The organism is Micromonospora sp. NBRC 101691 (assembly GCF_030269285.1).
Taxonomy (GTDB): Bacteria; Actinomycetota; Actinomycetes; order Mycobacteriales; family Micromonosporaceae; genus Micromonospora; species Micromonospora echinospora.
Genome location: NZ_BSTB01000011.1, coordinates 192,449 through 212,999, shown reverse-complemented (window position 1 = coordinate 212,999; position 20,551 = coordinate 192,449). Strand labels below are relative to the sequence as shown.

22 protein-coding genes and 1 pseudogene are annotated in these 20,551 nt (G+C 74.6%); 9 read left to right on the top strand and 14 right to left on the bottom strand.

Annotated elements, in window-relative coordinates:
* Window positions 1-29: 29 nt before the first annotated feature.
* On the bottom strand, window positions 30-1,055 hold the full coding sequence (locus tag QSK20_RS18720; RefSeq protein ID WP_285789877.1) for an adenosine deaminase: 1,026 nt from the start codon (window positions 1,053-1,055) through the stop codon (window positions 30-32).
* Window positions 1,052-1,846, bottom strand: a complete 795-nt coding sequence (locus QSK20_RS18715; RefSeq protein WP_285789876.1) for a trans-aconitate 2-methyltransferase — start codon at window positions 1,844-1,846, stop codon at window positions 1,052-1,054. Before QSK20_RS18715 ends, QSK20_RS18720 begins: the two co-directional genes overlap by 4 nt.
* 211 nt (window positions 1,847-2,057) lie before the next feature.
* Between QSK20_RS18715 and QSK20_RS18710 the strand changes: the two genes are divergently transcribed.
* A complete protein-coding gene (locus QSK20_RS18710; protein ID WP_285789875.1) occupies window positions 2,058-2,255 on the top strand; it encodes a hypothetical protein in 198 nt (65 codons plus the stop codon).
* A gap of 366 nt (window positions 2,256-2,621) precedes the next feature.
* On the opposite strand, the gene QSK20_RS18705 is transcribed toward QSK20_RS18710, so the two are convergent.
* The 7 genes and pseudogenes from QSK20_RS18705 to QSK20_RS18675 form a co-directional block, all read right to left on the bottom strand.
* On the bottom strand, window positions 2,622-2,825 hold the full coding sequence (locus tag QSK20_RS18705; protein ID WP_007075740.1) for a cold-shock protein: 204 nt from the start codon (window positions 2,823-2,825) through the stop codon (window positions 2,622-2,624).
* A 273-nt stretch (window positions 2,826-3,098) separates the two neighbouring features.
* The gene (locus tag QSK20_RS18700; RefSeq protein ID WP_285789874.1) at window positions 3,099-3,371 is read right to left on the bottom strand and encodes a DUF4235 domain-containing protein; all 273 of its coding nucleotides are present in this window, start codon (window positions 3,369-3,371) and stop codon (window positions 3,099-3,101) included.
* Window positions 3,368-3,763: a DUF3618 domain-containing protein gene (locus tag QSK20_RS18695; protein WP_285789873.1), complete on the bottom strand. Its 396-nt coding sequence runs from the start codon at window positions 3,761-3,763 to the stop codon at window positions 3,368-3,370. Before QSK20_RS18695 ends, QSK20_RS18700 begins: the two co-directional genes overlap by 4 nt.
* Window positions 3,760-4,194 carry a phage holin family protein gene (locus QSK20_RS18690; RefSeq protein WP_285789872.1) on the bottom strand — a complete coding sequence of 145 codons (435 nt, stop codon included), beginning with the start codon at window positions 4,192-4,194 and terminating at the stop codon, window positions 3,760-3,762. The genes QSK20_RS18695 and QSK20_RS18690 overlap by 4 nt, the downstream gene beginning before the upstream one ends.
* Window positions 4,195-4,587: 393 nt before the next feature.
* Window positions 4,588-5,781, bottom strand: a pseudogene (locus QSK20_RS18685) (mechanosensitive ion channel family protein); the annotation flags it as partial.
* Between the two features lie 81 nt (window positions 5,782-5,862).
* Window positions 5,863-6,684, bottom strand: coding sequence for a DUF1206 domain-containing protein (locus tag QSK20_RS18680; RefSeq protein ID WP_285789871.1), 822 nt, complete (start codon window positions 6,682-6,684; stop codon window positions 5,863-5,865).
* Window positions 6,685-6,765: 81 nt separating this feature from the next.
* On the bottom strand, window positions 6,766-7,131 hold the full coding sequence (locus QSK20_RS18675) for a hypothetical protein (RefSeq protein ID WP_088985037.1): 366 nt from the start codon (window positions 7,129-7,131) through the stop codon (window positions 6,766-6,768).
* A gap of 98 nt (window positions 7,132-7,229) precedes the next feature.
* Between QSK20_RS18675 and QSK20_RS18670 the strand changes: the two genes are divergently transcribed.
* Genes QSK20_RS18670 through QSK20_RS18660 form a run of 3 tightly spaced genes read left to right on the top strand, consistent with a single transcriptional unit; the run spans window position 7,230 to window position 9,715 of the window.
* Complete coding sequence (locus QSK20_RS18670; protein WP_285789870.1) at window positions 7,230-8,456, top strand: cysteine desulfurase-like protein; 1,227 nt, start codon at window positions 7,230-7,232, stop codon at window positions 8,454-8,456.
* Window positions 8,453-8,749, top strand: coding sequence for a GNAT family N-acetyltransferase (locus QSK20_RS18665; protein WP_285789869.1), 297 nt, complete (start codon window positions 8,453-8,455; stop codon window positions 8,747-8,749). The genes QSK20_RS18670 and QSK20_RS18665 overlap by 4 nt, the downstream gene beginning before the upstream one ends.
* Window positions 8,750-8,770: 21 nt before the next feature.
* Window positions 8,771-9,715, top strand: coding sequence for an acyltransferase domain-containing protein (locus tag QSK20_RS18660; RefSeq protein ID WP_285789868.1), 945 nt, complete (start codon window positions 8,771-8,773; stop codon window positions 9,713-9,715).
* A gap of 20 nt (window positions 9,716-9,735) precedes the next feature.
* Here the strand turns inward: QSK20_RS18660 and QSK20_RS18655 are convergent, their stop codons facing one another.
* A complete protein-coding gene (locus QSK20_RS18655; protein WP_285789867.1) occupies window positions 9,736-11,220 on the bottom strand; it encodes a glycoside hydrolase family 3 protein in 1,485 nt (494 codons plus the stop codon).
* A gap of 173 nt (window positions 11,221-11,393) precedes the next feature.
* On the opposite strand from QSK20_RS18655, the gene QSK20_RS18650 reads away from it, so the two are divergent.
* The 5 genes from QSK20_RS18650 to QSK20_RS18630 all read left to right on the top strand — a co-directional run bounded on the left by QSK20_RS18650 (window position 11,394) and on the right by QSK20_RS18630 (window position 16,219).
* Window positions 11,394-11,519: a hypothetical protein gene (locus tag QSK20_RS18650; RefSeq protein WP_269148516.1), complete on the top strand. Its 126-nt coding sequence runs from the start codon at window positions 11,394-11,396 to the stop codon at window positions 11,517-11,519.
* Window positions 11,520-11,673: 154 nt separating this feature from the next.
* Complete coding sequence (locus tag QSK20_RS18645) at window positions 11,674-12,624, top strand: TIGR03557 family F420-dependent LLM class oxidoreductase (protein ID WP_285789866.1); 951 nt, start codon at window positions 11,674-11,676, stop codon at window positions 12,622-12,624.
* A gap of 105 nt (window positions 12,625-12,729) precedes the next feature.
* Entirely contained in the window at window positions 12,730-14,367 is a 1,638-nt protein-coding gene (locus QSK20_RS18640) for a RecQ family ATP-dependent DNA helicase (protein WP_285789865.1), read from the top strand.
* 68 nt (window positions 14,368-14,435) lie between these two features.
* A complete protein-coding gene (locus QSK20_RS18635; protein ID WP_285789864.1) occupies window positions 14,436-14,939 on the top strand; it encodes a hypothetical protein in 504 nt (167 codons plus the stop codon).
* Window positions 14,940-15,175: 236 nt separating this feature from the next.
* Window positions 15,176-16,219 (top strand): AraC-like ligand-binding domain-containing protein, encoded by a 1,044-nt coding sequence (locus tag QSK20_RS18630; protein ID WP_285789863.1) that lies wholly within the window; start codon window positions 15,176-15,178, stop codon window positions 16,217-16,219.
* Between the two features lie 204 nt (window positions 16,220-16,423).
* Here the strand turns inward: QSK20_RS18630 and QSK20_RS18625 are convergent, their stop codons facing one another.
* The 4 genes from QSK20_RS18625 to QSK20_RS18610 are packed head-to-tail and all read right to left on the bottom strand — an operon-like array spanning window position 16,424 to window position 20,550.
* Window positions 16,424-17,407 (bottom strand): DNA topoisomerase IB, encoded by a 984-nt coding sequence (locus QSK20_RS18625; RefSeq protein WP_285789862.1) that lies wholly within the window; start codon window positions 17,405-17,407, stop codon window positions 16,424-16,426.
* Window positions 17,388-18,344: a glycosyltransferase family 9 protein gene (locus QSK20_RS18620; RefSeq protein WP_285789861.1), complete on the bottom strand. Its 957-nt coding sequence runs from the start codon at window positions 18,342-18,344 to the stop codon at window positions 17,388-17,390. Before QSK20_RS18620 ends, QSK20_RS18625 begins: the two co-directional genes overlap by 20 nt.
* Window positions 18,341-19,042 carry an SDR family oxidoreductase gene (locus QSK20_RS18615; RefSeq protein ID WP_285789860.1) on the bottom strand — a complete coding sequence of 234 codons (702 nt, stop codon included), beginning with the start codon at window positions 19,040-19,042 and terminating at the stop codon, window positions 18,341-18,343. Before QSK20_RS18615 ends, QSK20_RS18620 begins: the two co-directional genes overlap by 4 nt.
* Window positions 19,039-20,550 carry a PfkB family carbohydrate kinase gene (locus tag QSK20_RS18610; protein WP_502888932.1) on the bottom strand — a complete coding sequence of 504 codons (1,512 nt, stop codon included), beginning with the start codon at window positions 20,548-20,550 and terminating at the stop codon, window positions 19,039-19,041. Before QSK20_RS18610 ends, QSK20_RS18615 begins: the two co-directional genes overlap by 4 nt.
* Window position 20,551 lies beyond the last annotated feature (1 nt).

The following is a 20,551-nucleotide window of genomic DNA, read 5'->3' as shown; positions in this document are numbered from 1 at the left end:
CGTCGCGCGTGCTCTCCCGGTCGACGGCGTCAGCGGACCGTCGCCGCCAGGTAGGTGTCGATCTCGGCGGTGAGCCGCCGCTTCTCCCCCTCGGGCAGGAAGGCCGCGGTCACCGCGTCGCGGGCCAGCCCGGCCACCCCCGCCGCGTCCAGCTCCAACAGCCGGGCCGCGACCGCGTACTCGTCGTTGAGGGTGGTGCCGAACATCGGCGGGTCGTCCGAGTTGATGGTGACCAGCACCCCGGCCTCGACGAGACGTCCGAGCGGGTGCTCGTCGAGGTTCGCCACGGCCCTGGTCCGCAGGTTGGAGGTGGGGCAGACCTCCAACGCGATCCGGTGCTGCGCGAGGTGGGCCATCAGCTCCGGGTCCTGCGCGGCGGAGATGCCGTGCCCGATCCGCTCCGCGCCCAGGTCCCGTAGCGCGTCCCAGACGGTCTGCGGGCCGGTGGTCTCCCCCGCGTGCGGCGCGGAGCGCAGCCCGGCCGCCCGCGCCTGGTCGAAGTACGGCTTGAACTGCGGCCGGGGCACGCCGATCTCCGGACCGCCCAGGCCGAACGAGATAAGCCCGTCCGGACGCTGGTCGAGGGCGATCCGCAGGGTCTCCTCGGCCGCCGGCAGCCCGGCCTCGCCCGGGATGTCGAAGCACCAGCGCAGCTCGATGCCGAAGTCCGCCTCGGCCCGTTTGCGGGCGTCCTCGATCGCCTCGCAGAAGGCCGGCGCCGGGATGCCCCGACGCACGTGCGAGTACGGCGTGATGGTCAGCTCCGCGTAGCGGACCTGCTGGCGGGCAAGTTCCCGGGCCACCTCGTGGGTGAGGATCCAGACGTCGGTGTCGTCCCGGACCAGGTCGACCACGCTGAGGTAGACCTCGATGAAGTGGGCGAAGTCGCGGAACTCGAAGTAGGCGGCGAGCGCCTCCGGGTCGGCCGGCACCGGGCTGCGCCCCTCGTGCCGGGCGGCCAGCTCGGCGACGATCCGGGGCGAGGCGGAGCCGACGTGGTGCACGTGCAGCTCCACCTTGGGCAGTCCGGCGATGAACGAGGGCAGGTCGGTCACAGGTTCTCCTCGGCGCGGGCGGGGGTACGGGCCACGAAGAAGACGCGGCGGAACGGGAAGTACACCTGACCGTGGCGGACCGGGTACTGCTCGGCGAGCCGGTTGCCCAGGGCGACCCGGAACCGGTCCCAGGTGGCGTCGTCCAGGGCGGCCCGGACCGGGCGCAGGGCCGTCCCCTCCAGCCAGGTGAACACGGGATGGTCCGCGTCGGCCGGAGCCGACAGGAGGTGCACGTAGGTAGTCTCCCAGGCGTCCACCGCGCACCCGGCGTCGGCCATCAGCTCGGCGTACGCCACGGCGTCACGTACCGGGGCCTCGCGCAGCAGCGGCAGGAGTTCGGCCCGCCACGGCCCCTGGTCGGCCACCGCCCAGAGGGTGCGGTGCGAGGGGGCGTCGTAGTTGGCGGGCACCTGCACCGCCAGCGAGGCGCCGGGCGGCAGTTCCCGCGCCCAGCGGGCGAGCAGTCGCTGGTGGCCGGGCACCCACTGGAGCACCGCGCTGGCGAGCAGCACGTCGACGTCCGGACCGGGACGCCAGTTGTGCAGGTCACCGACGGCGAAGGTGACCGGTGTGTCCTGCCGGCCGGCCTGTTCGATCATGGTCGGGGACGAGTCGATGCCGAGGATCCGGCTCTCCGGCCACCGGTCGGCCAGGGTCGCGGTGAGGTGCCCGGGGCCGCACCCCAGGTCGACCACGGCCCGGGGGCGGCGCGCCGGGACGCGGGCCATCAGGTCGTGGAAGGGCCGGGACCGCTCGTCGGCGTAACGCAGGTAGCTGGTCGGATCCCACACGGGCAAACCTCCAAACCGTACGTGTGTCCTGCCGAACCGTACGACCCCGCGCGCCTCCCGGCGACCGGATCACTAGGCTCAGCCGAATGGAGCAGCGTACCTTCGACCGGCTGGGCCGCCGGGCAGGCGGCCGGTGGTGAGCCCGGCCCTCACCGACGGGCACGCGGCAGGGCGCGGCACGACAGCCGCGCCACGGCAGGGAGGGGAGACGGTGAAGGGGTGGCTTCCACTCACGCTCGGCCTGTTGGCCGTCGTGGTCGGTACGGTCTGGACGGTGCAGGGGCTGGGCTACGTCAGCGGCAGCGTGATGACCGACCAGCGGATCTGGGCGGTGCTCGGCCCCCTGCTCGCGCTGGGCGGGGCCGTGGCGCTCTGGCTCGGGATGCGCGCCCGACGTCCACGTTCCTGACCAGCGGAGCCGGCTGATCGACGCCCGCCTGCACCGACCGTCCGGATCGGGGTGCCGTAGGCGGCGCGGACCGGCCGGGCGGCGGCGACGTCCTTCCCCAGCAACCACTCCACGATCGCCGGGGCGTCGGTCCGGCCGGCAGGGCGATGGCGGCGGGCCGGACGAGCGTCCGACCAGGACAGAAACCGGCGCGCCGGCGGAACGGGTGGCACTGGTTCCGCCGGGCGCGCGGTGCCGCCTCGGCAGGCGCGCGGTCGGCAGTGCATGTGGAAAGCCCCGCGTCCGGGCCGGACACGGGGCTTCACGGGGGCGGACCCGACGTGGTGCGGGTCAGCCGGTTGGCCGGCGGGGGCCGACCGGTGCTGCTCAGATGGGACGGACCTGCTCCGCCTGCGGGCCCTTCTGGCCCTGGGCGATCTCGAACTCCACCCGCTGGTTCTCCTCCAGCGTGCGGTAGCCGCTGGTCTGGATGGCCGAGAAGTGGACGAACACGTCAGCACCCCCGCCGTCGACGGTGATGAAGCCGAAGCCCTTGTCTGCGTTGAACCACTTCACGGTTCCCTGCGCCATGTGTATCTCCTTCTAAAACTGGCGGCCGAGCACGCCGTGCGGCCGGTTGGCCGTTTTCGAGCAGCGGCGCCTGAGGCGGCCCCCTGGCAGGAGACTTCTCTCAACCCACGCCATCTCGCAACAGCGGGGAACAGCAAACCACGTACGCAAAAACTCTGCACAGCCTACCTGACGAAATTCTCCTACATGTGACCTGAAGGACGCCGGGAACCGGGCCGGGTGGACATGCCACGGCCCCCGTCCGGACGTCGGACGGGGGCCGGGAAACGTCGTTCAGTCCGGCCAGTGGCCGGTCAGCCGACGGACGCCGACCGCGCCACCACGGTCGACCGCCGCCCGTACCGCCGAGAAGATCGCGCCCTGGAGGGCGGCGGCGGCCAGGATCTCGCCCCAGCCGCGGTCCTCGTCGGTGGCGCTGGGCGCCTCGCCGTCTCCTGCGGTCATCTTCCACACCTGCCGGAACAGCACACCGGCGACCGCACCGGCGGCCAGACCGAGAAGCACACCCACCGGCTTGTACGCGGCCTTGTTGATTCCCCTGCTCACCTGTGCCTCCCCCGGACGATCAACAACACCATCACGGTCGCCAGCGCGCCGGCCGCGACCACCGCCCACGGCACCGGGTCGCGGCGCACCATCGTGCCGGTCCCCTGCGCCTGGGCGCGGGCCGTCCCGGCCGTCTGCGCGGCCTGTCCGCGCACCCTGGCCATGGTCAGGGCCGCCTGGCTGCGGACCTGTCCCGCCTGCTCGCGCACCCGCTCCTTCGCCTGCCCGGCCTGCTCGCGCATCCGACCCCGGGCCTGCTCGGCCGACTCACGCAGCCGCGCCTTGACGTCGACCTTGGCGGCCAACGCCTCCACCGTCTCACCCAGTTCGATCCGGGTCCGTCGGATCTCCTCGCGGAGGGCCTCCGGGTCCCCGCTGCCGTTGCCCGTCATGACCGCCCCCTGTCCCGGACCGCGGCGGTGACCGTGTCGACGTCCGCGCGGACGCTGCGGACCGCCGCCGCCGGCACCGGCGGGACCGCCTGGCTGACCTGCTTCTTGCCGACCAGGGCGAGGATCCCCGCGACCACGAAGAGCACCACGGCCACGATCAGGGCGGCCACCCACGCCGGCAGCACCTGCGCCAGCAGCAGGACGACGGCGGTGAGCAGCGCGCCGAGCCCGTACATGGCGAGCACCCCGCCGCCGCCGAAGAGGCCGACCCCGATGCCGGCGTGCTTGCCCTTCTCGGTCAACTCCGCGCGGGCCAGCGCCAGCTCGTCCCGGACGAGTCGGGAGACCTGCTCCGTGGCGCGCTGCACCAGCTCGGCGGTGGACGGCTCGTTGCGGGCCCGGGACGTACTGGGGTTCGCGACATCAGCCATGCTGTCCTCCTTTCTTCATCACCGCGCTGTATGCCCTGAGTCGCCAGGGATCAATCCTGCGCGGGGCGACCAGTCGACCGGACCGCGCCGAGCGGCACGTCCCCACAAACCGCCCGCCCAAACCCAAAAGCGGAGCAGACCGGCGGACGGCGGGTCGGGCGCAGCGGTGCCCGACAGGTGCAACGCCGGACGGACGGCGAGGTCACGTCCGGTCCGGCGCAGCGCGTGGGGATGGAACGGGAGGTCGTCCCGCGATCAGCGGTGGTGGTCGGCCGGTTCGGCGGCCCGGCCGGCGTCGACCCGGCCGTGCGCGTCGACCCGTTCCTGACCGTCGACCCGCCCGTGCCCGTCGGCCGACCGGCGTCGGGAGGGGTCCGGCTCGGCCCCGTCGCGACGGTGGCCGTCGTCCGGCTCGTCCGGGCCGACGAAGGCCTCGCTACGGGCGTCGCCGTCGTCGCTGCCGCCGAAGAGGCGGGCGTCGTCCGGGGGGTTGCCGTCCGGTCGGCGACGGACCGGGCGACGCGGCTGCACCCACTGCCAGGGCAGGTCGCTGGTGGCGTCGCCCAACTCGGTGCGCGTCCGGGGCATGGCGGTGGGACGCTGCTCGCGTACCCAGCCGACCAGGTGCTCGCGGACCAGGCACCGCAGGTCGAACAGGTTGCCGGCGTTGGCGGCGCTGACCAGGGCACGGATCCGGACGTTGCCGCCGGTGGCGTCGGTGACCTGGAGCACGCAGACCCGGCCGTCCCAGAGTTCGGTGCTCTCGACCAGGCGGCGCAGTTCCTCGCGCATCGCCTGCACCGGGACCGCCCAGTCCAGGTCGAACTCGGCGGTGCCGAGCACGGCGGCCTGGGTCCGGGTCCAATTCTGGAACGGCTTGCTGGTGAAGTACGAGGTGGGCAGGATCAGCCGCCGGTCGTCCCAGATCTGGACCACCACGTAGCTGAGGGTCAGCTCCTCGATCCGGCCCCACTCGCCCTCGACGACCACCACGTCGTCGAGGCGCACCGCGTCGCTGAAGGCCAGCTGCAGCCCGGCGAAGACGTTGCCGAGCAGGCTCTGCGCGGCCAGGGCGGCCACCACGCCGGCCACACCGGCGCTGGTCAGCACGCCGGCGCCGATACCCCGGACGCTGGGGAAGGTCATCAGCATCACGCCGACGGTGAGCACCACGATCACCGCGATGGTGAGCCGGCGCAGCATCACCACCTGGGTACGCACCCGGCGGGCGTGCCGGTTGTCCGGCACGTCGATGCGGAACCGGGCCAGCGCGACGTCCTCGGTGACCACCAGCAGCGCGGCCACCAGCCAGGCGGTGCTCGCGATCACGCAGAGCACCAGCAGGTGCAGCACCACCTGCCGCCACTGGTCGCCGACCGCGTAGCCGGTGCTGAACCGGATGCCGAACTGGACGGCCAGGACGGCGGTGGCGACCTTCAGCGGCCGGTGCGCGTGGTCGGCCAACTCCCCCATCAGCAGCGAGTTCCGACCGAGCCGGCGGACCAGCCGATGGGTCACCTCGACCGCCAGAAGGGCGATCGCCGCCGCGGCGAGCGCGGCGACGACCGTCCCGAGGTAGCTCTGCACTGCTTCTCTCCCTCATGGTCGAGCGGGGTGGTCAGCTGGCGAAGGCACCATGCTGCCCGCCGAACGACGAATCGACCAGGTTCACACCTTGCGGTAGCGGGACTGGAGGAAGCAGTACGCGCCGAAGGCGGCGATGCCGAGCGCGACGAGGGTGAGCAGGATGCTGCCGTAGGACTGCTCGCGCAGGGTCCGCAGGGCGGCGTCCAGGCCACGGGCCTTCTCCGGGTCGTAGTTGACCGCGGCGACGACGACCAGGATGCCGGCGATGGCGTACGCGACGCCCTTGGCGATGTAACCGGACATGCCGAGGCGACGGGCCAGCTTCCGGGTGCGGGGGTCCATCTCGCCGGTCTTCAGGTGCTTCTCGAAACGCTTGATCGCGCCGTAGACGACCAGGCCGACGCCGATCCCGGCGAGCACCAGCCCGGCCAGGCCGACCAGCCAGCGACCGCCGGAGGAGGTCATCAGCTGGCCGGTGAGCGCCTCCTGCTTGTCGGCGCTGTTGGAGCCGGCGTCGGAGAAGACCTTCCAGGCGGTCCAGGCGAAGTAGAGGTAGACGACGGTGCGGCCGGCGGAGGCGATCCGCTCGGCGACCCGCTCCCCGCCGCGCTCGGCGCGGTGCCCGACGGCGGCTTCGAGCCCCTGCCAGATCGCCATGGCGAGCAGGCCGACCGCGATCGCGACGACGAGGAACTTGCCCATCGGCTGGGCGGCGAGGGTGCGCAGGGCCCCGGACTGGTCTCCGTCGTCGGAGGACTGACCGAAGGCGATCTGCAACGCCAACCAGGCGAAGAGGAGGTGGACGATCCCGTAGCCGATGAAGCCGACCCGGGCGAGGGTTTCCAACCACCGGCTGTTCGCGGTGCGGGAGGCGGTGGCCTGGGCGCTGTGGGTGAGAGACATGGCGGCAGATTCACCGATCCCCATGGTCCTCAAACGTCGGGCGCCGCCGCCCGCTCCGTCGGTCGTCGGGACCGAACCCGGTCAGTTGCCCGGGTTGCGCGCCACCCGGATCGTGACGTTGCTGTCGGTGACACTGTCGACCGACACCGTGAAGCCCCCGACCTCGGTGGCCTGCTGCCCGGTGGTCAGCGTGAGCTGCTCGCCGGCGACCTCGACGGTGACCTGGTCGTCCTGGGCCCCGATCAGCTTGGCCTCGATGCCGAGGATGTTGGCGCTGGCGTCGACACCCCGGTCGAAGGTGACGGTGCAGGCGTCCAGTCCACAGTCGGTGGAGGCGTTCTCCGAGCTGCACCCGGCGAGCACGGCGACGCCCAGCACGAGGCCGGCGACCAGTCCGGCGGCGCGGCGGGCGGGGGTGAGGGCGGTGGTGGCGCGTCGGTTCGTCACGGGTGCAAGAGTACGCAACGCGATCCACCTCGACACCTGTCGATCAGGTCAGGGGCGGGCGGGAGCGGGTGGCCGGCCGCCGCGCTAGGGTGCCCGGCATGTCATTCGACGTCACGCGGGTCCGGGCCGCCTACCCGGCGCTGGCCGAGGGTCACCTGCACTTCGACGGGGCCGCCGGCACGCAGCCGGCCGCCGGGGTCGTCGAGGCGGTCACCGGGGCGATGCGCCACGCGGTGGGCAACCGCAGCGCCGCGTTCGCTCCCGGCCGCCGGTCGCTGGAGATCGTCGCGGCGGCCCGCGCGGCCGTGGCGGACCTGCTCGGCGTCGCGCCCGACGGGGTGGTGCTCGGGCCGAGCGCGACCGCCCTGACGTACACGCTGGCCCGCACGCTCGGCGACACCTGGCGGCCCGGCGACGAGGTGGTGGTGTCCCGGCTGGACCACGACGCGAACGTCCGCCCCTGGGTGCGGGCGGCCGAGCGGGCCGGGGCCACCGTGCGGTGGGCGGAGTTCGACCCGGCCACCGGGGAACTCCCCACCGGTCAGTACGCCGACCTGGTCGGCGAGCGGACCCGACTGGTCGCGGTGACCGCCGCCAGCAACGCCGTCGGCACCATGCCGGACGTCGCGGCGATCGCCCGGCTGGCGCACGCCGCCGGGGCGCTGGTCTGCGTGGACGGGGTGCACGCCGTGCCGCACGGACCGACCGACGTGCCCGCCCTCGGCGCGGACTTCTTCGTCACCAGCGCCTACAAGTGGTCCGGGCCGCACCTGGCCGCGCTGGTCGCCGACCCGGCCCGCTGGGCGGCGCTGCGTCCCGACAAGCTGCGGCCCTCGTCCGACGCGGTGCCGGACCGGTTCGAGTACGGCACGCCGAGCTTCCCTCTGCTGGCCGGCCTGACCGCCGCGGTGGAGCACCTGGCCGGGCTGGACCCGACCGGCCGGGGCGACCGGCGGGCGCGGGTCCGGGCCGGGCTGGTCGCCGCGCGGGCGCACGAGCAGGTGGTCTTCGACCGGCTCCTGGCCGGGCTGGCGGCGCTGCCCGGGGTGACCGTGCTGCCGGCCCCGGCCGGGCGCTGCCCGACCGTCTCGTTCCGGTTGGCCGGGTCGACCCCGGCGGAGACCGCGACGGCGCTCGGGGCGGCCGGGATCTGCCTCTCCCACGGCGACTACTACGCCTACGAGTACTTCCAGGCACTGGGACTGCGGGAGCACGGTGGGGCGGTCCGGGCCAGCGTCTACCACTACAACACCGTCGAGGAGGTCGACCGGTTGCTGGCCGAACTGGACCGGCTGGCCGCCGGCGGGTGGAGAATGACCGGGTGAGCTACCTCGTCGAGGACGACCCGGCCCGCCGCCGCTTCGAGATCCTGGTCGACGACGCGCTGGCCGGGTTCACCGCGTACCGGCCGCGCGGCGCGGACGTGCTGGTCTTCACGCACACCGAGGTCGACCAGGAGTTCCGGGGCCGGGGCGTCGGCGAGGCACTGATCCGGGGCACGCTGGACGAGGTACGCCGACGCGGCGCCCGGGTGGTCCCCCGCTGCCCGTTCATGGCCGCCTTCATCGACCGTCATTCCGAGTACGCCGACCTCGTCACCGCTACGGAGGAGCAGTGACCGACCGGTAGGGTCGTCCGCGTGGATTCCGGAGACATCGCCGCCCGGCTCGGGTTACCCGTCGAGGACGTCGACCGCGTGCACCGGCTCGCCGGCGACCGGCCGTCGGCACCGCTGCCGGCCCGGGCCGACGCGCCCGCGATCCTCGACCGGCTCGCGGTGCGGCCGGACGACGCCGCCGAGATCATGGCGGGCTGGCCCGACCCCGGCTCGCCGCTGTGGACCCCGGAGCTGCGCTGGCTGCTCGACCGCTCGACCGCCCTGGTCCGCGCCGACCTCGGGGGCCACGGCTGGCTGTCGCCCGGTCCGGAGCTGCCGCGCGAACGGGGCCCCGCCTGGCGGCATCTCTACGTGTACGCGTACCTGGCCCTGGTCGACGTCGTCACGGGATACCACCGCGACCACGGCGTCCCCGACACCGTGTCCTGGACGACCCTCGCGGACCTGGGCCGCAACCTCGCGATCGACCGGCGGATGCGTCGTGAGGGCTGGCCGGTCATGCAGAGCTGGCTGACGCTGCACGCGCGCGGCGGCATCTACGAGCTGGGCCGGTTGCAGCACCAGCGCGGCGAGGACGCCGTCGCCCTGCACATCCCCGAGTCGGGGCCGCTGACCCCGGAGGCGGTCACGGCGTCGCTCGACGAGGCCCGCGCGTTCTTCCCACGCCACTTCCCCGACGAGCGGTACACGACGTTCTCCTGCGGCTCCTGGCTGCTCGATCCGCAGCTGCGGGAGTACCTGCCCGAGGACTCCAACATCGTCCGGTTCCAGCGGCGGTTCGAGTTGGAGCCATACGAGAAGCAGGAGGGGCTGGACGCCGACGTCGAGGCGCGGCGGTTCGTGTTCCGCACCCTGACCACCCCGCTCGACCAGCTGCCGCGCCGCACCGTGCTCCAGCGCGCGATCGTCGACCACCTGACGGCCGGTCGCCACTGGCACTGGCGCCGAGGTCGCCTCCCGATGTAGTCACACCCCCGGTTCCGCGGTCAGACCGCGCCGGTGAGGATCTCGGCGGCGGCCCGCGCCCCGGCCATGCTCGCGCCGTGGGTCGCCACGTGCACCCGTCCGGTGACCAGCACGGGCAGGCCCAGTTCGACGACCACCGCGTCCGGGCGGGCGGCCAACGCGTGCTCCACCGCCGTCCGCATCCATCCGTGCCGGTGCAGGTCCCGGACGACCAGCACGAGAGGCCGGTCCGGCGGGCCGGCGGTCGGGGCGGCGGGGACGTCCGCCTCGGCGTACCGGACGGTGGTGGTGCCGGGAAGCAGCTCGGCCAGGGGCGCGCCGATCCCCCACGGGGTCTCCGCGCCGATGGCGATGTTGCGGGGCGGCGCGAACTCCACCACGTGTGCCGGGGTGGTCAGCGGTGCCAGCGCCCCACCGTCGCCGGTGGTCACCCGCACCGCCCGGCGCGCGGCGGCCAGCCCGACGCCGTCCGGTCCGGCCGTCCGGGAACGGTCGGCACGGGCGGTGGTGGTCCAGGCGGCGAGCTGGCCGACCCGCTTGGCCGCCTCGGCGAGCCGTTCCTCGGGAAGCTCCCCGTCGACGACGGCGGCCACGATGCCGTCGCGCAGCCGGCGGGCGGTCTCCTCGTCGGCGTGCTCGCCGCCGATGCAGATCGCGTCCGCCCCGGCGGCGAGGGCCCGGACCGCCGCGCCGGTGAAGCCGTACGTGTCGGCGACCGCGCGCATCTCGATCGCGTCGGTCACCACGACACCGTGGAAGCCCAGTTCGTCGCGGAGCAGGTCGGTCAGGACGCGCCGGCTCAGGGTGGCCGGCAGGACCGGGTCGAGGGCCGGCACGAGCAGGTGCCCGGTCATGACGGCCTGGACCCCGGCGGCGATCGCGGCCCGGAACGGCACCAGCTCGCCGGCGTCGAGGCGCACCCGGTCGGCGGTGATCCGGGGCAGGTCGTGGTGCGAGTCGACCCGGGTGTCGCCGTGCCCCGGGAAGTGCTTGGCGCAGGCGGCGACCCCGCCGGCCTGGAGGCCGCGCACCCAGGCCGCGGTGTGCCGGGCCACCAGCGCGGGGTCCGCGCCGAACGCGCGCACGCCGATCACCGGGTTGTCCGGGTTGGAGTTGACGTCGGCGTCCGGGGCGTAGTTCAGGGTGACGCCGGCGGCGGCCAGTTCCAGGCCGAGGTCCCGGGCCACCGCCTCGGTGAGCGCCGGATCGTCGACCGCGCCGAGGGCGAGGTTGCCCGGACGGGAACTGCCCGGCCCGGACTCGATCCGGGTCACGTCGCCGCCCTCCTCGTCGATGGCGACGATCACGTCCGGCCGTTCCGCCCGCAGCGCGGCGGTGAGCGCGGCGACCTGGGCCGGGTCGACGACGTTGCGGGCGAACAGGACCACCGCGCCGAGCCCCTCGCCGAGCCACCGACAGATCCACGGGGGCGGGGTGGTGCCGACGAAGCCGGGTTGCAGGACGGCAGCGGCCAGGCTCGCCAGGTTCCCCATCGGTGCGCTCATGCGGTCCCCGTACCCCCTCGGTGTCCCGGCGGCGGTCTCCCCCGCCGCCTGCGGTGTCTGCCATGGTCACACCGGCCCGACTAATAGTCAATAAACCTTTCTATTACTGAGAGTGGCGGATCGGTCGACCCGTGCCGTGGCACCGACGTGCGCGGTCGTGCAAGAGTGCGGGGGTGCACTCCTCGCTGATCACCGCCGCCGACGAGGTCGACTGGTACGACATCCCCGGGGTCCGCCTGCTCGGGCTGGTCGTCGGCGGCCTGCTCCTGATCGCCGCGATCCGGGCCATGTTCCGCTGACCCGACCGCGCCGGATCCACCCCCGTCCCCGGCGGACGCGACCGGCGACGACGCCGGCCGGCCCGGCCGGCGCGGTGTGACACGCCGCCCCCGGGGTACCGCGCAGGTGGTCCGGCCGGAGGGTCCGGCGCCCCGGACGCGGCGAGGGGGAAAGATGAAGATCGGTTACTTCCTGTCCAGTGAGGAGTTCACCCCGGCCGAGCTCGTGGCGCAGGCGCGCGGCGCCGAGCGGGCCGGCTTCGCGGCACTGTGGATCTCCGACCACTACCACCCCTGGGTGGACGCGCAGGGGCAGAGCCCGTTCGTCTGGTCGGTGATCGGCGCGCTCAGCCAGGTCTGCCGGCTCCCGGTGACCACCGCGGTGACCTGTCCGACCGTCCGGATCCACCCGGCGGTGCTGGCCCAGGCCGCGGCGACCAGCGCGGTGCTGCACTCCGGGCGGTTCGTGCTCGGCGTCGGCTCCGGCGAGGCCCTCAACGAGCACATCCTCGGCGACCCGTGGCCGGGCGCGGGCGTCCGGCTGGAGATGCTGGAGGAGGCGGTCGGGGTGATGCGCGAGCTCTGGGCCGGCGGCTTCGTCGACCACCGGGGCCGGCACTACACCGTGGAGCACGCCCGGATCTACACGCTGCCGGAGGAGCCGCCGAAGGTCTACGTCTCCGGCTTCGGCCCGAAGGCGGTCGACCTGGCCGCCCGGATCGGCGACGGCTACGTCAACACCTCCCCCGACGCCGACCTGGTCCGGCGGTTCCGCGAGGGCGGGGGCGGCGACAAGCCGTGCCAGGCCGGATTCAAGGCCGCGTACGCCGACAGCGTCGACGAGGGGGCGCGGATCGCGTACGAGCGCTGGCCGAACGCCGGTGTGCCGGGCGAACTGTCCCAGGTGCTCCCCTCGCCACGCCACTTCGAGCAGGCCTCGCAGATGGTGGGCCCGGACACGGTGCGGGAGGCGTTCGTCTGCGGCCGGGACGCCGACGCGCACCTGGCGAAGATCGACCAGTACGCCAAGGCCGGCTTCGACGAGGTGTACGTGGCCAACACCGGCCCGCACTGGCAGGGCCTGTTCGACCTGTACCAGCACGAGGTCCTGCCCCGGCTCCGGTGAGCCCGCCGGTCCGGGCAACCCCGCCGCCACCGGCGGAAACACCCACGTCGCCGGCCGGGGAGGAACGGTTTCGCCCTCGGCCGGTCCGGGTACCACCGGCCACCGATGAGACGATCCCGCGACACCACCGCCCTGCACCGCGCCGCCCGGGACCTGTTCGGCTGGGACGAGCTGCGACCCAACCAGCTCGCCGCCATGCGGGCGGTGATGCAGCGACGCGACGCGCTGGTGGTCCTGCCCACCGGCGCCGGCAAGTCCGCCGTCTACCAGATCCCCGCGAGCCTCATCCCGGGTTGCACCGTGGTGATCAGCCCGCTGCTCGCCCTCCAGCAGGACCAGATCGCCTCCCTGCACGAGCGGCGTCGGCCGGAGCTGCGGGCGGTGCGGGTCAGCTCGGCCGAGACCCCGGCCCAGCAGGCCGAGGCGCTGGCCGCGATCCGAGCCGGGGAGGCGGAGTTCCTGTTCATCACCCCCGAGCAGCTCAGCGACCCGACCCGGATGGCCGAGGTCCGCGCGCTGGAACCGGCGCTGGTGGCGATCGACGAGGCGCACTGCATCTCCGCCTGGGGTCACGACTTCCGCCCCGACTACCTGGCGCTGGGGCACCTGATCGAGGGCATCGGCCGGCCGCCGGTGGTGGCGCTGACCGCGACCGCGTCGCCGCCGGTCCGCGACGACATCGTCGCCCGGCTGCGCCTGCGCGACCCGGAGCTGGTGCTCTCCGGGCTGGACCGGCCGAACCTCTTCCTGGAGGTCGCGCACTGTCCCACCGAGGACTACCGCTGGCGACGACTTGTCGCGTTGCTGCGCGAGGACGAGCGGCCGGGCATCATCTACACCCCGACCCGACGGTCCGCGGAGGACCTGGCCGGACGGCTCACCGACGCCGGTTTCCCGGCGCAGTACTACCACGGCGGCATGCCGGCCGGGGCCCGCGACGAGCTGCACCGGGCCTTCCTCGCCGACCAGGTGCCGATCATGGTGGCGACCTCGGCGTTCGGCATGGGCATCGACAAGCCGAACATCGCCTGGGTGGTGCACATGGCGCTGCCGGACTCGCCGGACAGCTACTTCCAGGAGATCGGCCGGGCCGGGCGGGACGGCCAGCCGGCCCGCGTGCTGCTGCTCTGGCAGGCCGAGGACGTCGGCCTGCAACGCTACTTCACCGGCGGCCTGCCGGACGAACGGCAGCTGCACGAGTTGGCCGCGCTGCTGCGCGCCAAGCCGGTCAACCGGAAGCAGTTGCGGGAGCTGACCGGCCTCGGGCCCCGCAAGCTCGGCCAGTACCTCTCCCTGCTGGAGCAGGTCGGCGCCGTCGCTCCCCGGGGCCGGCAGCGCATCGGCGCCCCCCGCTACGCCCCGGCGCCGGTGGACGCCGCGCGCGCGGCACTGGCCGAGGCGGAACGCCAGCAGACCGTGACCCGGTCCCGCACCGACATGATGCGGGCCTTCGCCGAGACCACCGGCTGCCGGGGGCAGGCGCTGCTGGCGTACTTCGGGGAACAGATGACCGAGGTCTGCGGGCACTGCGACAACTGCGCCGCCGGCACCAGCGTCGCCGCCGTCGAGGAGACCGGGGATCCGCTCTTCCCGGTGCACAGCCAGGTCCGCCACCCCGAGTGGGGATCCGGCATGGTGCTCGGCTACGAGGAGGACCGGATGACGGTTCTCTTCGACGACGTCGGGTACAAGACGCTGTCCGTGCCCGTGGTGAGTGGGCAGGCGTTGCTGAGCCTGGTTTAGCCTGTTTCCGCCCCGCCGCCTCCGGCGCGGGGTCGTCGAGGTGAGTGCACAGCGAGAGGGGCGTTGCCGTGATCGAACAGCCGGCGTACACCGGGTTCGGGTTCTCCGACGAGGAGTGGGGGTTGTTGGTCGGCCTGCCCCAGTCGGTCCTGACCGCGGCGAGCGCGGCGGAGTCCGACGGCACCCGGCGCACCCGGGCGGAGAGCGCCGCCGGGCTGGAGACCATCGCGTCCGGCCGGGAGTCGGCGAGTCCGCTGGTCGCCGCCGTGGCCGGGGAGATCGTCTCCCGGGTGGGCGACCCGGAGGCCGGTGAGGAACTGCCGGTGCTCGCGCCGTCCGACCCGCAGGCCATGATCGACGATGTGCTCGCCCGCGCCGGGCAGGCCGCCGCGCTGCTCGCGGCCCGGGTGGACGAGGGGCAGGCCGGAGCGTACCGGCACTGGCTGGTGGAGATCGCCGACCATGTGGTGACGGCGGCCTCGACGGGCGGGATCCTCGGCCTCGGCGGGGACGTGGTCAGCGACTCCGAGCGCCGCTTCCGGGACCGGCTGGCGCAGGTGCTCAACGACTGACGCGTCGGGCGTGGCCGTCCCGCCCGCCGGGACGGCCACCCGCGCCCGCCGACGCACCACCCACCGTCACCGTCGCGGGCCACCGGGGCACCGTCCCCGGGGCACCCTCGCGGACCCTCGGGGACACCGACGACCCCACCTCTCCGCCACCGTCCGGTGCCCCTGGGCACACCGCGCGTCCCGAGTGTCGGTCCCCTCGTCGAGAATGGAGGACGCCGGCGCTCGAAAGGGGGACGATGCTGCCGACGGAGACTGTGGACACCGCGCGGCTGCCGCCCGCCGACCGGTGGCCGTGCTGGTTGGAACTGACCGGCCGGGCCGCCGCGCCGATCGCCATGAGCAGCGAGCACGCCGCCGACTTCCGGGGCAGCGCCCGTCTGGTGGACCTCGGCGGCGTCTCGCTGACCCGCTTCCGGTACCAGTCCCTCGCCGGGCGGCGCACCCCGAAGCTCATCCGGCAGGGCGATCCCGGCATCTACCAGCTCGCCCTGACCGTCGCCGGATCCAGCGGGATCAGTGCCCGCCGCCGGCACACCGAGATGCGACAGGGCGCGTTCACCCTCATCGACTACGGCCGGCCGTACGAGCTCGTCCACCTGGCGGACGGAGTCCGCCAGGAGGCGGGCGCGCTGACCGTGGTGATCCCCAAGGCGATGCTGCCGATTCCGGCGGCCAAGCTGGACCGGCTCACCGCCAGCCGGCTCAGCGGATCGGAGGGGATGGGGGCGCTCGTCGCCCAGCACCTCGACCGGCTCGTCCGGCACCCGGAACAGTTCAGCCCCGCCGAGGCCCCCCGGCTGGCCGGCATCACCGTCGACCTGGTCGCGGCGATGCTGGCCGGGCAGATCGACGCCGAGGAGACGCTACCGGTCGACGTACGGCAGCAGGCGATGCTGACCCGGGTGCTCGCCTTCATCGACCGCCACCTCGGCGACGCCACGCTCACCCCGCAGACCGTCGCCGACGCCCACCACATCTCCGTCCGGACCCTGCACCGGCTCTTCGCCGCCGAGCGGGAGACCGTCGCCCAGGTGATCCGTCGCCGCCGGTTGGAACGCTGCCGGCAGGACCTGGCCGACCCGCGCCTGCGCGGCCGGGCCGTGCAGGCGATCGGGTGGCGGTGGGGCTTCACCGACAAGGCGCACTTCAGCCGGGCGTTCCGGGCGGCCTACGGGATGAGCCCCCAGTCCTACCGGGAGGCCCAGGCGTTGGCACGGACGGTCAACCCGGTGGCACCCCGGGTCAACGACCCACCGGCATACTGGCCACTGACCGGCTGAGGCGCCGGTACGGTGACCGGCTGCGAGGAGAGAGCACCACGCGGGCAACGGGGGTTGCGGCAGCGTCGTGCCGGCCACTCGACAGTGCGCGACGTGGCTCGAACCGCGGCGGCCCTCTCCGGCATCCGGTCCCCCGTCAATCCGGCTACCGACGCCGGGCCGACCTCCGGCCCCGCCGCCGCTCCCGGGCGGGGGTGGGGCCGGTCAGGCCTCCTCCAGCAGGGCCAGCACCGCCCGCTCGGCCTCCGGTCGGGACGTGTCCGGGCCCACCGGGGCGACCACACCGTCGTGGTAGAGATCCACCACGCGCGGGTCCACGTAGGAGGCCCGCGCCACCGTGGGGGTGTTGCCGAGCAGCTCGGCGACGTCCCGCATCACCGCGACGACAGTCCGCCGCCGGGCCGTGACCGAGCGCTGGACGCCCGTCGTGGCCAGGTCGACCGCGGCCAGCACGGTGGCGTGCCAGGTCCGGAAGTCCTTGGCGGTCATCTCCCCGCCACTGGCCTCGCGCAGGTAGTCGTTGACCTCGTCGCTGCGCACGTCCCGCCAGGTGGCGCCGTCCCAGTAGCCGAAGAGGCGGTCGGCCGCGCGCCGACGCCGACGCAGGTTGCGCAGCACCTGGCACAGTTCCGGGTCGTCGATCCGGCGCACCTGGTCGACGCCGCCCTTGGCCGGGAAGGAGAGGACCACGCAGCCGCCCCGGGACCGGGTGTGCTCGGGGCGCAGGGTGGCCACGCCGAAGGTCGGGTCGTCGCCGGCCGCGTACTGGTCGCTGCCCACCCGGAACATGCCCATGTCCAGCAACCGGGTCACCGTCGCCAGGACCCGGTCGCGACGCAGCCCCCGGCCGGTCAGGTCCCGCTCGACCCGCTCCCGCAGCACCGGCAACCGGTGGGCCACCTCCAGCACGTGGTCGAACTTCGCCTCGTCGCGTCGCTGTCGCCACTGCGGGTGGTAGAGGTACTGCTTGCGGCCGGCGGCGTCGATCCCGGTGGCCTGGATGTGCCCGTTCGGGTACGGAGAGATCCACACGTCCCGCCAGGCCGGAGGGATGACCAGTTCCCGCAGCCGGGTCAGCTGGTCGGGGTCCCGCACGGTGACGCCGGCCGGGTCGACGAAGCGCCAACCCCGGCCCGCCCGTCGGCGTCCGTACCCCGGCCGGCCCGGATCACTGCGCCGCAACCGCACCGTCGTCCCGCACCGCTCGTTCCGCCTCGTCCACCTCGGCCAGTACCTGGTCGACGGGGAGCGCCGCCATCGTCGGGTGGACACCCACCCCGTTCCACCCCGGGCACTCCTCCACCCCCGCCCAAAGCGCCCGGTGCCGGGGCCGGTCCGGGGGCGGCCCCCAGCGGGAGGGCGGGACCGGGCCGAACAGCACCACCGAGGGGATGCCGTAGGCGGTGGCCAGGTGGGCGACGCCGGTGTCACCGCTGACCACCAGCCGGGCGTGGGCGACCAGGGCGGCCAGGTCGGCCAGGCCGGTCCGGCCGGCCAGCACCGCCGTGGACGGCAGCCCGGACCGGCGCGTCACCTGCTCGGCGACGCCGAGTTCGGTGGCCGAGCCGGTCACCACCACCCGGTGCCCGTGCCGTGTCAGGTGCCGGGCGAGAGCGGCGAACCGCGCGGGCGACCAGCGTTTCGCCGGAACCTTCGTGCCCGGATGCAGCACGGTCACGCCGACCGGCACCCGGTCCGGCGCGGGTCGGGCCAGGGCCAGGTCGTCCGGATCGGCCGGCAGGCCGTACCAGTCGAGCAGCCGGCACCAGCGGCGTACCTCGTGCTCGGCGTCGTCCCACGGCGGGCCGTCCGGGTGACCGGCCGGCGGGCAGCGGAACGCGAGCAGCCGACCATGACCGGTGGTACGCAGCAGCTCGTGCGACCGTGGCCCACGCCCGTGCAGGTTGACCGCGATCTCGGGGGGCGGTCCCGACCACTCCACCGGGTCCAGCCCGGTCACCGGCAGCACCCGGTCGACGCCGCCGACCAGCTCGACCAGGGGGGTCAGCCAGGACGGGGCGGCCAGCACCAGTTCCCGGTCCGGGTGCCCGGCGCGCAGGGCACGCAGCGCGGGCACGGCGGTGGCGAGGTCGCCGACGCCGAGCGCGCGCAGCACCAGGATCACGGGTACGAGGACTCCTCCTGGGCGCAGACGACCAGCTCCCGCACCGCGCAGCCAGCCGGCTGGGAGAGCGCGAACAGCACGGCGGCGGCGGTGTCGGCGGGCTCGTTGAGCGCCGCGTCCGGCCCCGGCCGGTACTGGTCGTCCCGGTCGTCGAAGAACGGGGTGCGCATGCCACCGGGGATCAGCAGGGTGACGCCGACCTTCCCGGCGAGTTCTGCGGCGAGGGCACGGGTGAAGCCGACCACGCCGAACTTCGCCGCGCAGTACGCGGTGGCGTCGCTGACCGCCTTGACGCCGAGGGTCGAGGCGACGGTGACCACGGTGCCCCGCGAGGCGAGCAGGTAGGGCAGGGCGGCGCGGACCACCGCGGCGGTGGCGAGCAGGTCGACGGTGACGATCCGGTCCCAGGTCTCCCCGGGCACGTCGGCCAGCTTGCCGGGTACGTCGATCCCGGCGGCGGTGACCACCGCGTCCAGGCCGCCGGAGCGTTCGGCGAGTTCCCGGGTGGCGGCCTCGGCGGCCCGGGTGTCGGCCAGGTCGCACTCGATCCAGGGCACGCCGTCGCCGGGCGGCTTCCGGTCCAGCACCACCGGTCGGGCGCCGGCACGGGCCACGGCGGTGACGACGGCGGCGCCGAGGCCGCTCGCCCCGCCGGTGATCAGGACGGTCGACCCGTCGGCGAGGAAACCGGTGCTCATCGCGCTCCTTCCGTGGGCTGACGCTCGACGACGCCGGGGCGCCGCGGCGGCTCCGTCCGGTCACGCCGGCTGCTGTCGGCGGGGCCACCGGGCGCGGCGGGCCGGAGCCGGTCGATGCCGGCCGTGCGGGCCGCGGCGATCAGGTCGGTGGTCGACCGGCCCGGCAGGTACGGCACGACCACCGTGTGCCCGCCCCAGCGGCGCAGCAGCTCCGCCTCGGGCAGCACCGGTTCGTCCCCGACGCCGGTGGCGTAGTCGCCGCCCTTGACCCACACGTCGGGACGGAGCCAGGACAGCACCGCGTGCGGCGTCGCCTCGTCGAAGACCAGCACCGCGTCGACACAGTTCAACGCGGCCAGCAGCCGGCCGCGGTCGCCCTGCGGCACCACCGGTCGGTCCGGTCCCTTCAGGTCGGTGACGCTGGTGTCGGAGTTGAGGCAGACCACCAGGCAGTCGCCGAGCCGACGGGCGGCCTGGAGGGTGGCGACGTGCCCGGCGTGCAGCAGGTCGAAGCAGCCGCCGGTGGCGACCACCGTGCCGCCGGCCGCCCGGGTCGCGGCGACCACCGCGCCGGCCGCCGCCACGCCGATCCGTTCGCCGGTGCCCGACGACGTCGGGACGGGGTCGCCGGCCGGGACGGGCAGCCCGGCCACTCCCCCGGCGGCGACGTACGCCGACGCCTCGGCGACCGCCAACTGCACCGCCTCGGAGACCAGCGCGCCCCGGGCGAGGGCGACGCTGGCGGTCGCCGCGAACCGGTCCCCCGCCCCGCAGGTGTCCCCCTCGGCGCTGCCCGGGGCGGGCACCACCAGCGGGGTCGCGTCGGCGTGGCAGAGCAGCGCGCCGTCCGCGCCGAGGGTCACCGCGACCGCCCCGGCCCGCCACCGCTGGCGCAACCCCTGCGCGCCCCGGGCGGCGGTGGCCAGACGGGACGGTCCCGGCGGGCACTCGGCCAACTCGCGGACCTCCGCCTCGTTCGGCGTGGCCAGGTGCACCCCGGGCACGGCCGCCGGGCCGCGCGGGTGCGGGTCCCAGACCACCGGCGCGGCGGTGGCGGCCAGCGCGGCGCGCAGCGCCGGTTGCCGGGCCACGCCCCGACCGTAGTCGCTGACCAGCACGGCGGACGCGTCGGCGATCAGGCGCAGCACCGCCTCACCGGGCTCCCCCGGGGTGCCCGACGCGCCACCCCGGTCGTGCCGCAGCAGCACCCGTCCCCGCGCCCGCAGCCGGATCTTCTCCGGGGTCGCACCGGCCAGCGGCAGCGCGTACACCTGCACCCCGGCGGCGGTCAGCAGACCGCTGAGCCGGGCCCCGGCGGCGTCGTCGGCCAGTGCCGTGACGAGGGCGACCTCCGCGGTCTGCGCGGCGGCGAAGAGCGCCGCGAGCCCCGCCCCGCCGGGCCGTTCGACGTGCGCGGTCTCGTCCAGCACCGGCCCCGGGGAGTCCGGGCAGAGCCGGTTCACCACCCCCTCCACGTCCCGGTCGAGCAGGACGTCACCGAGCACCACC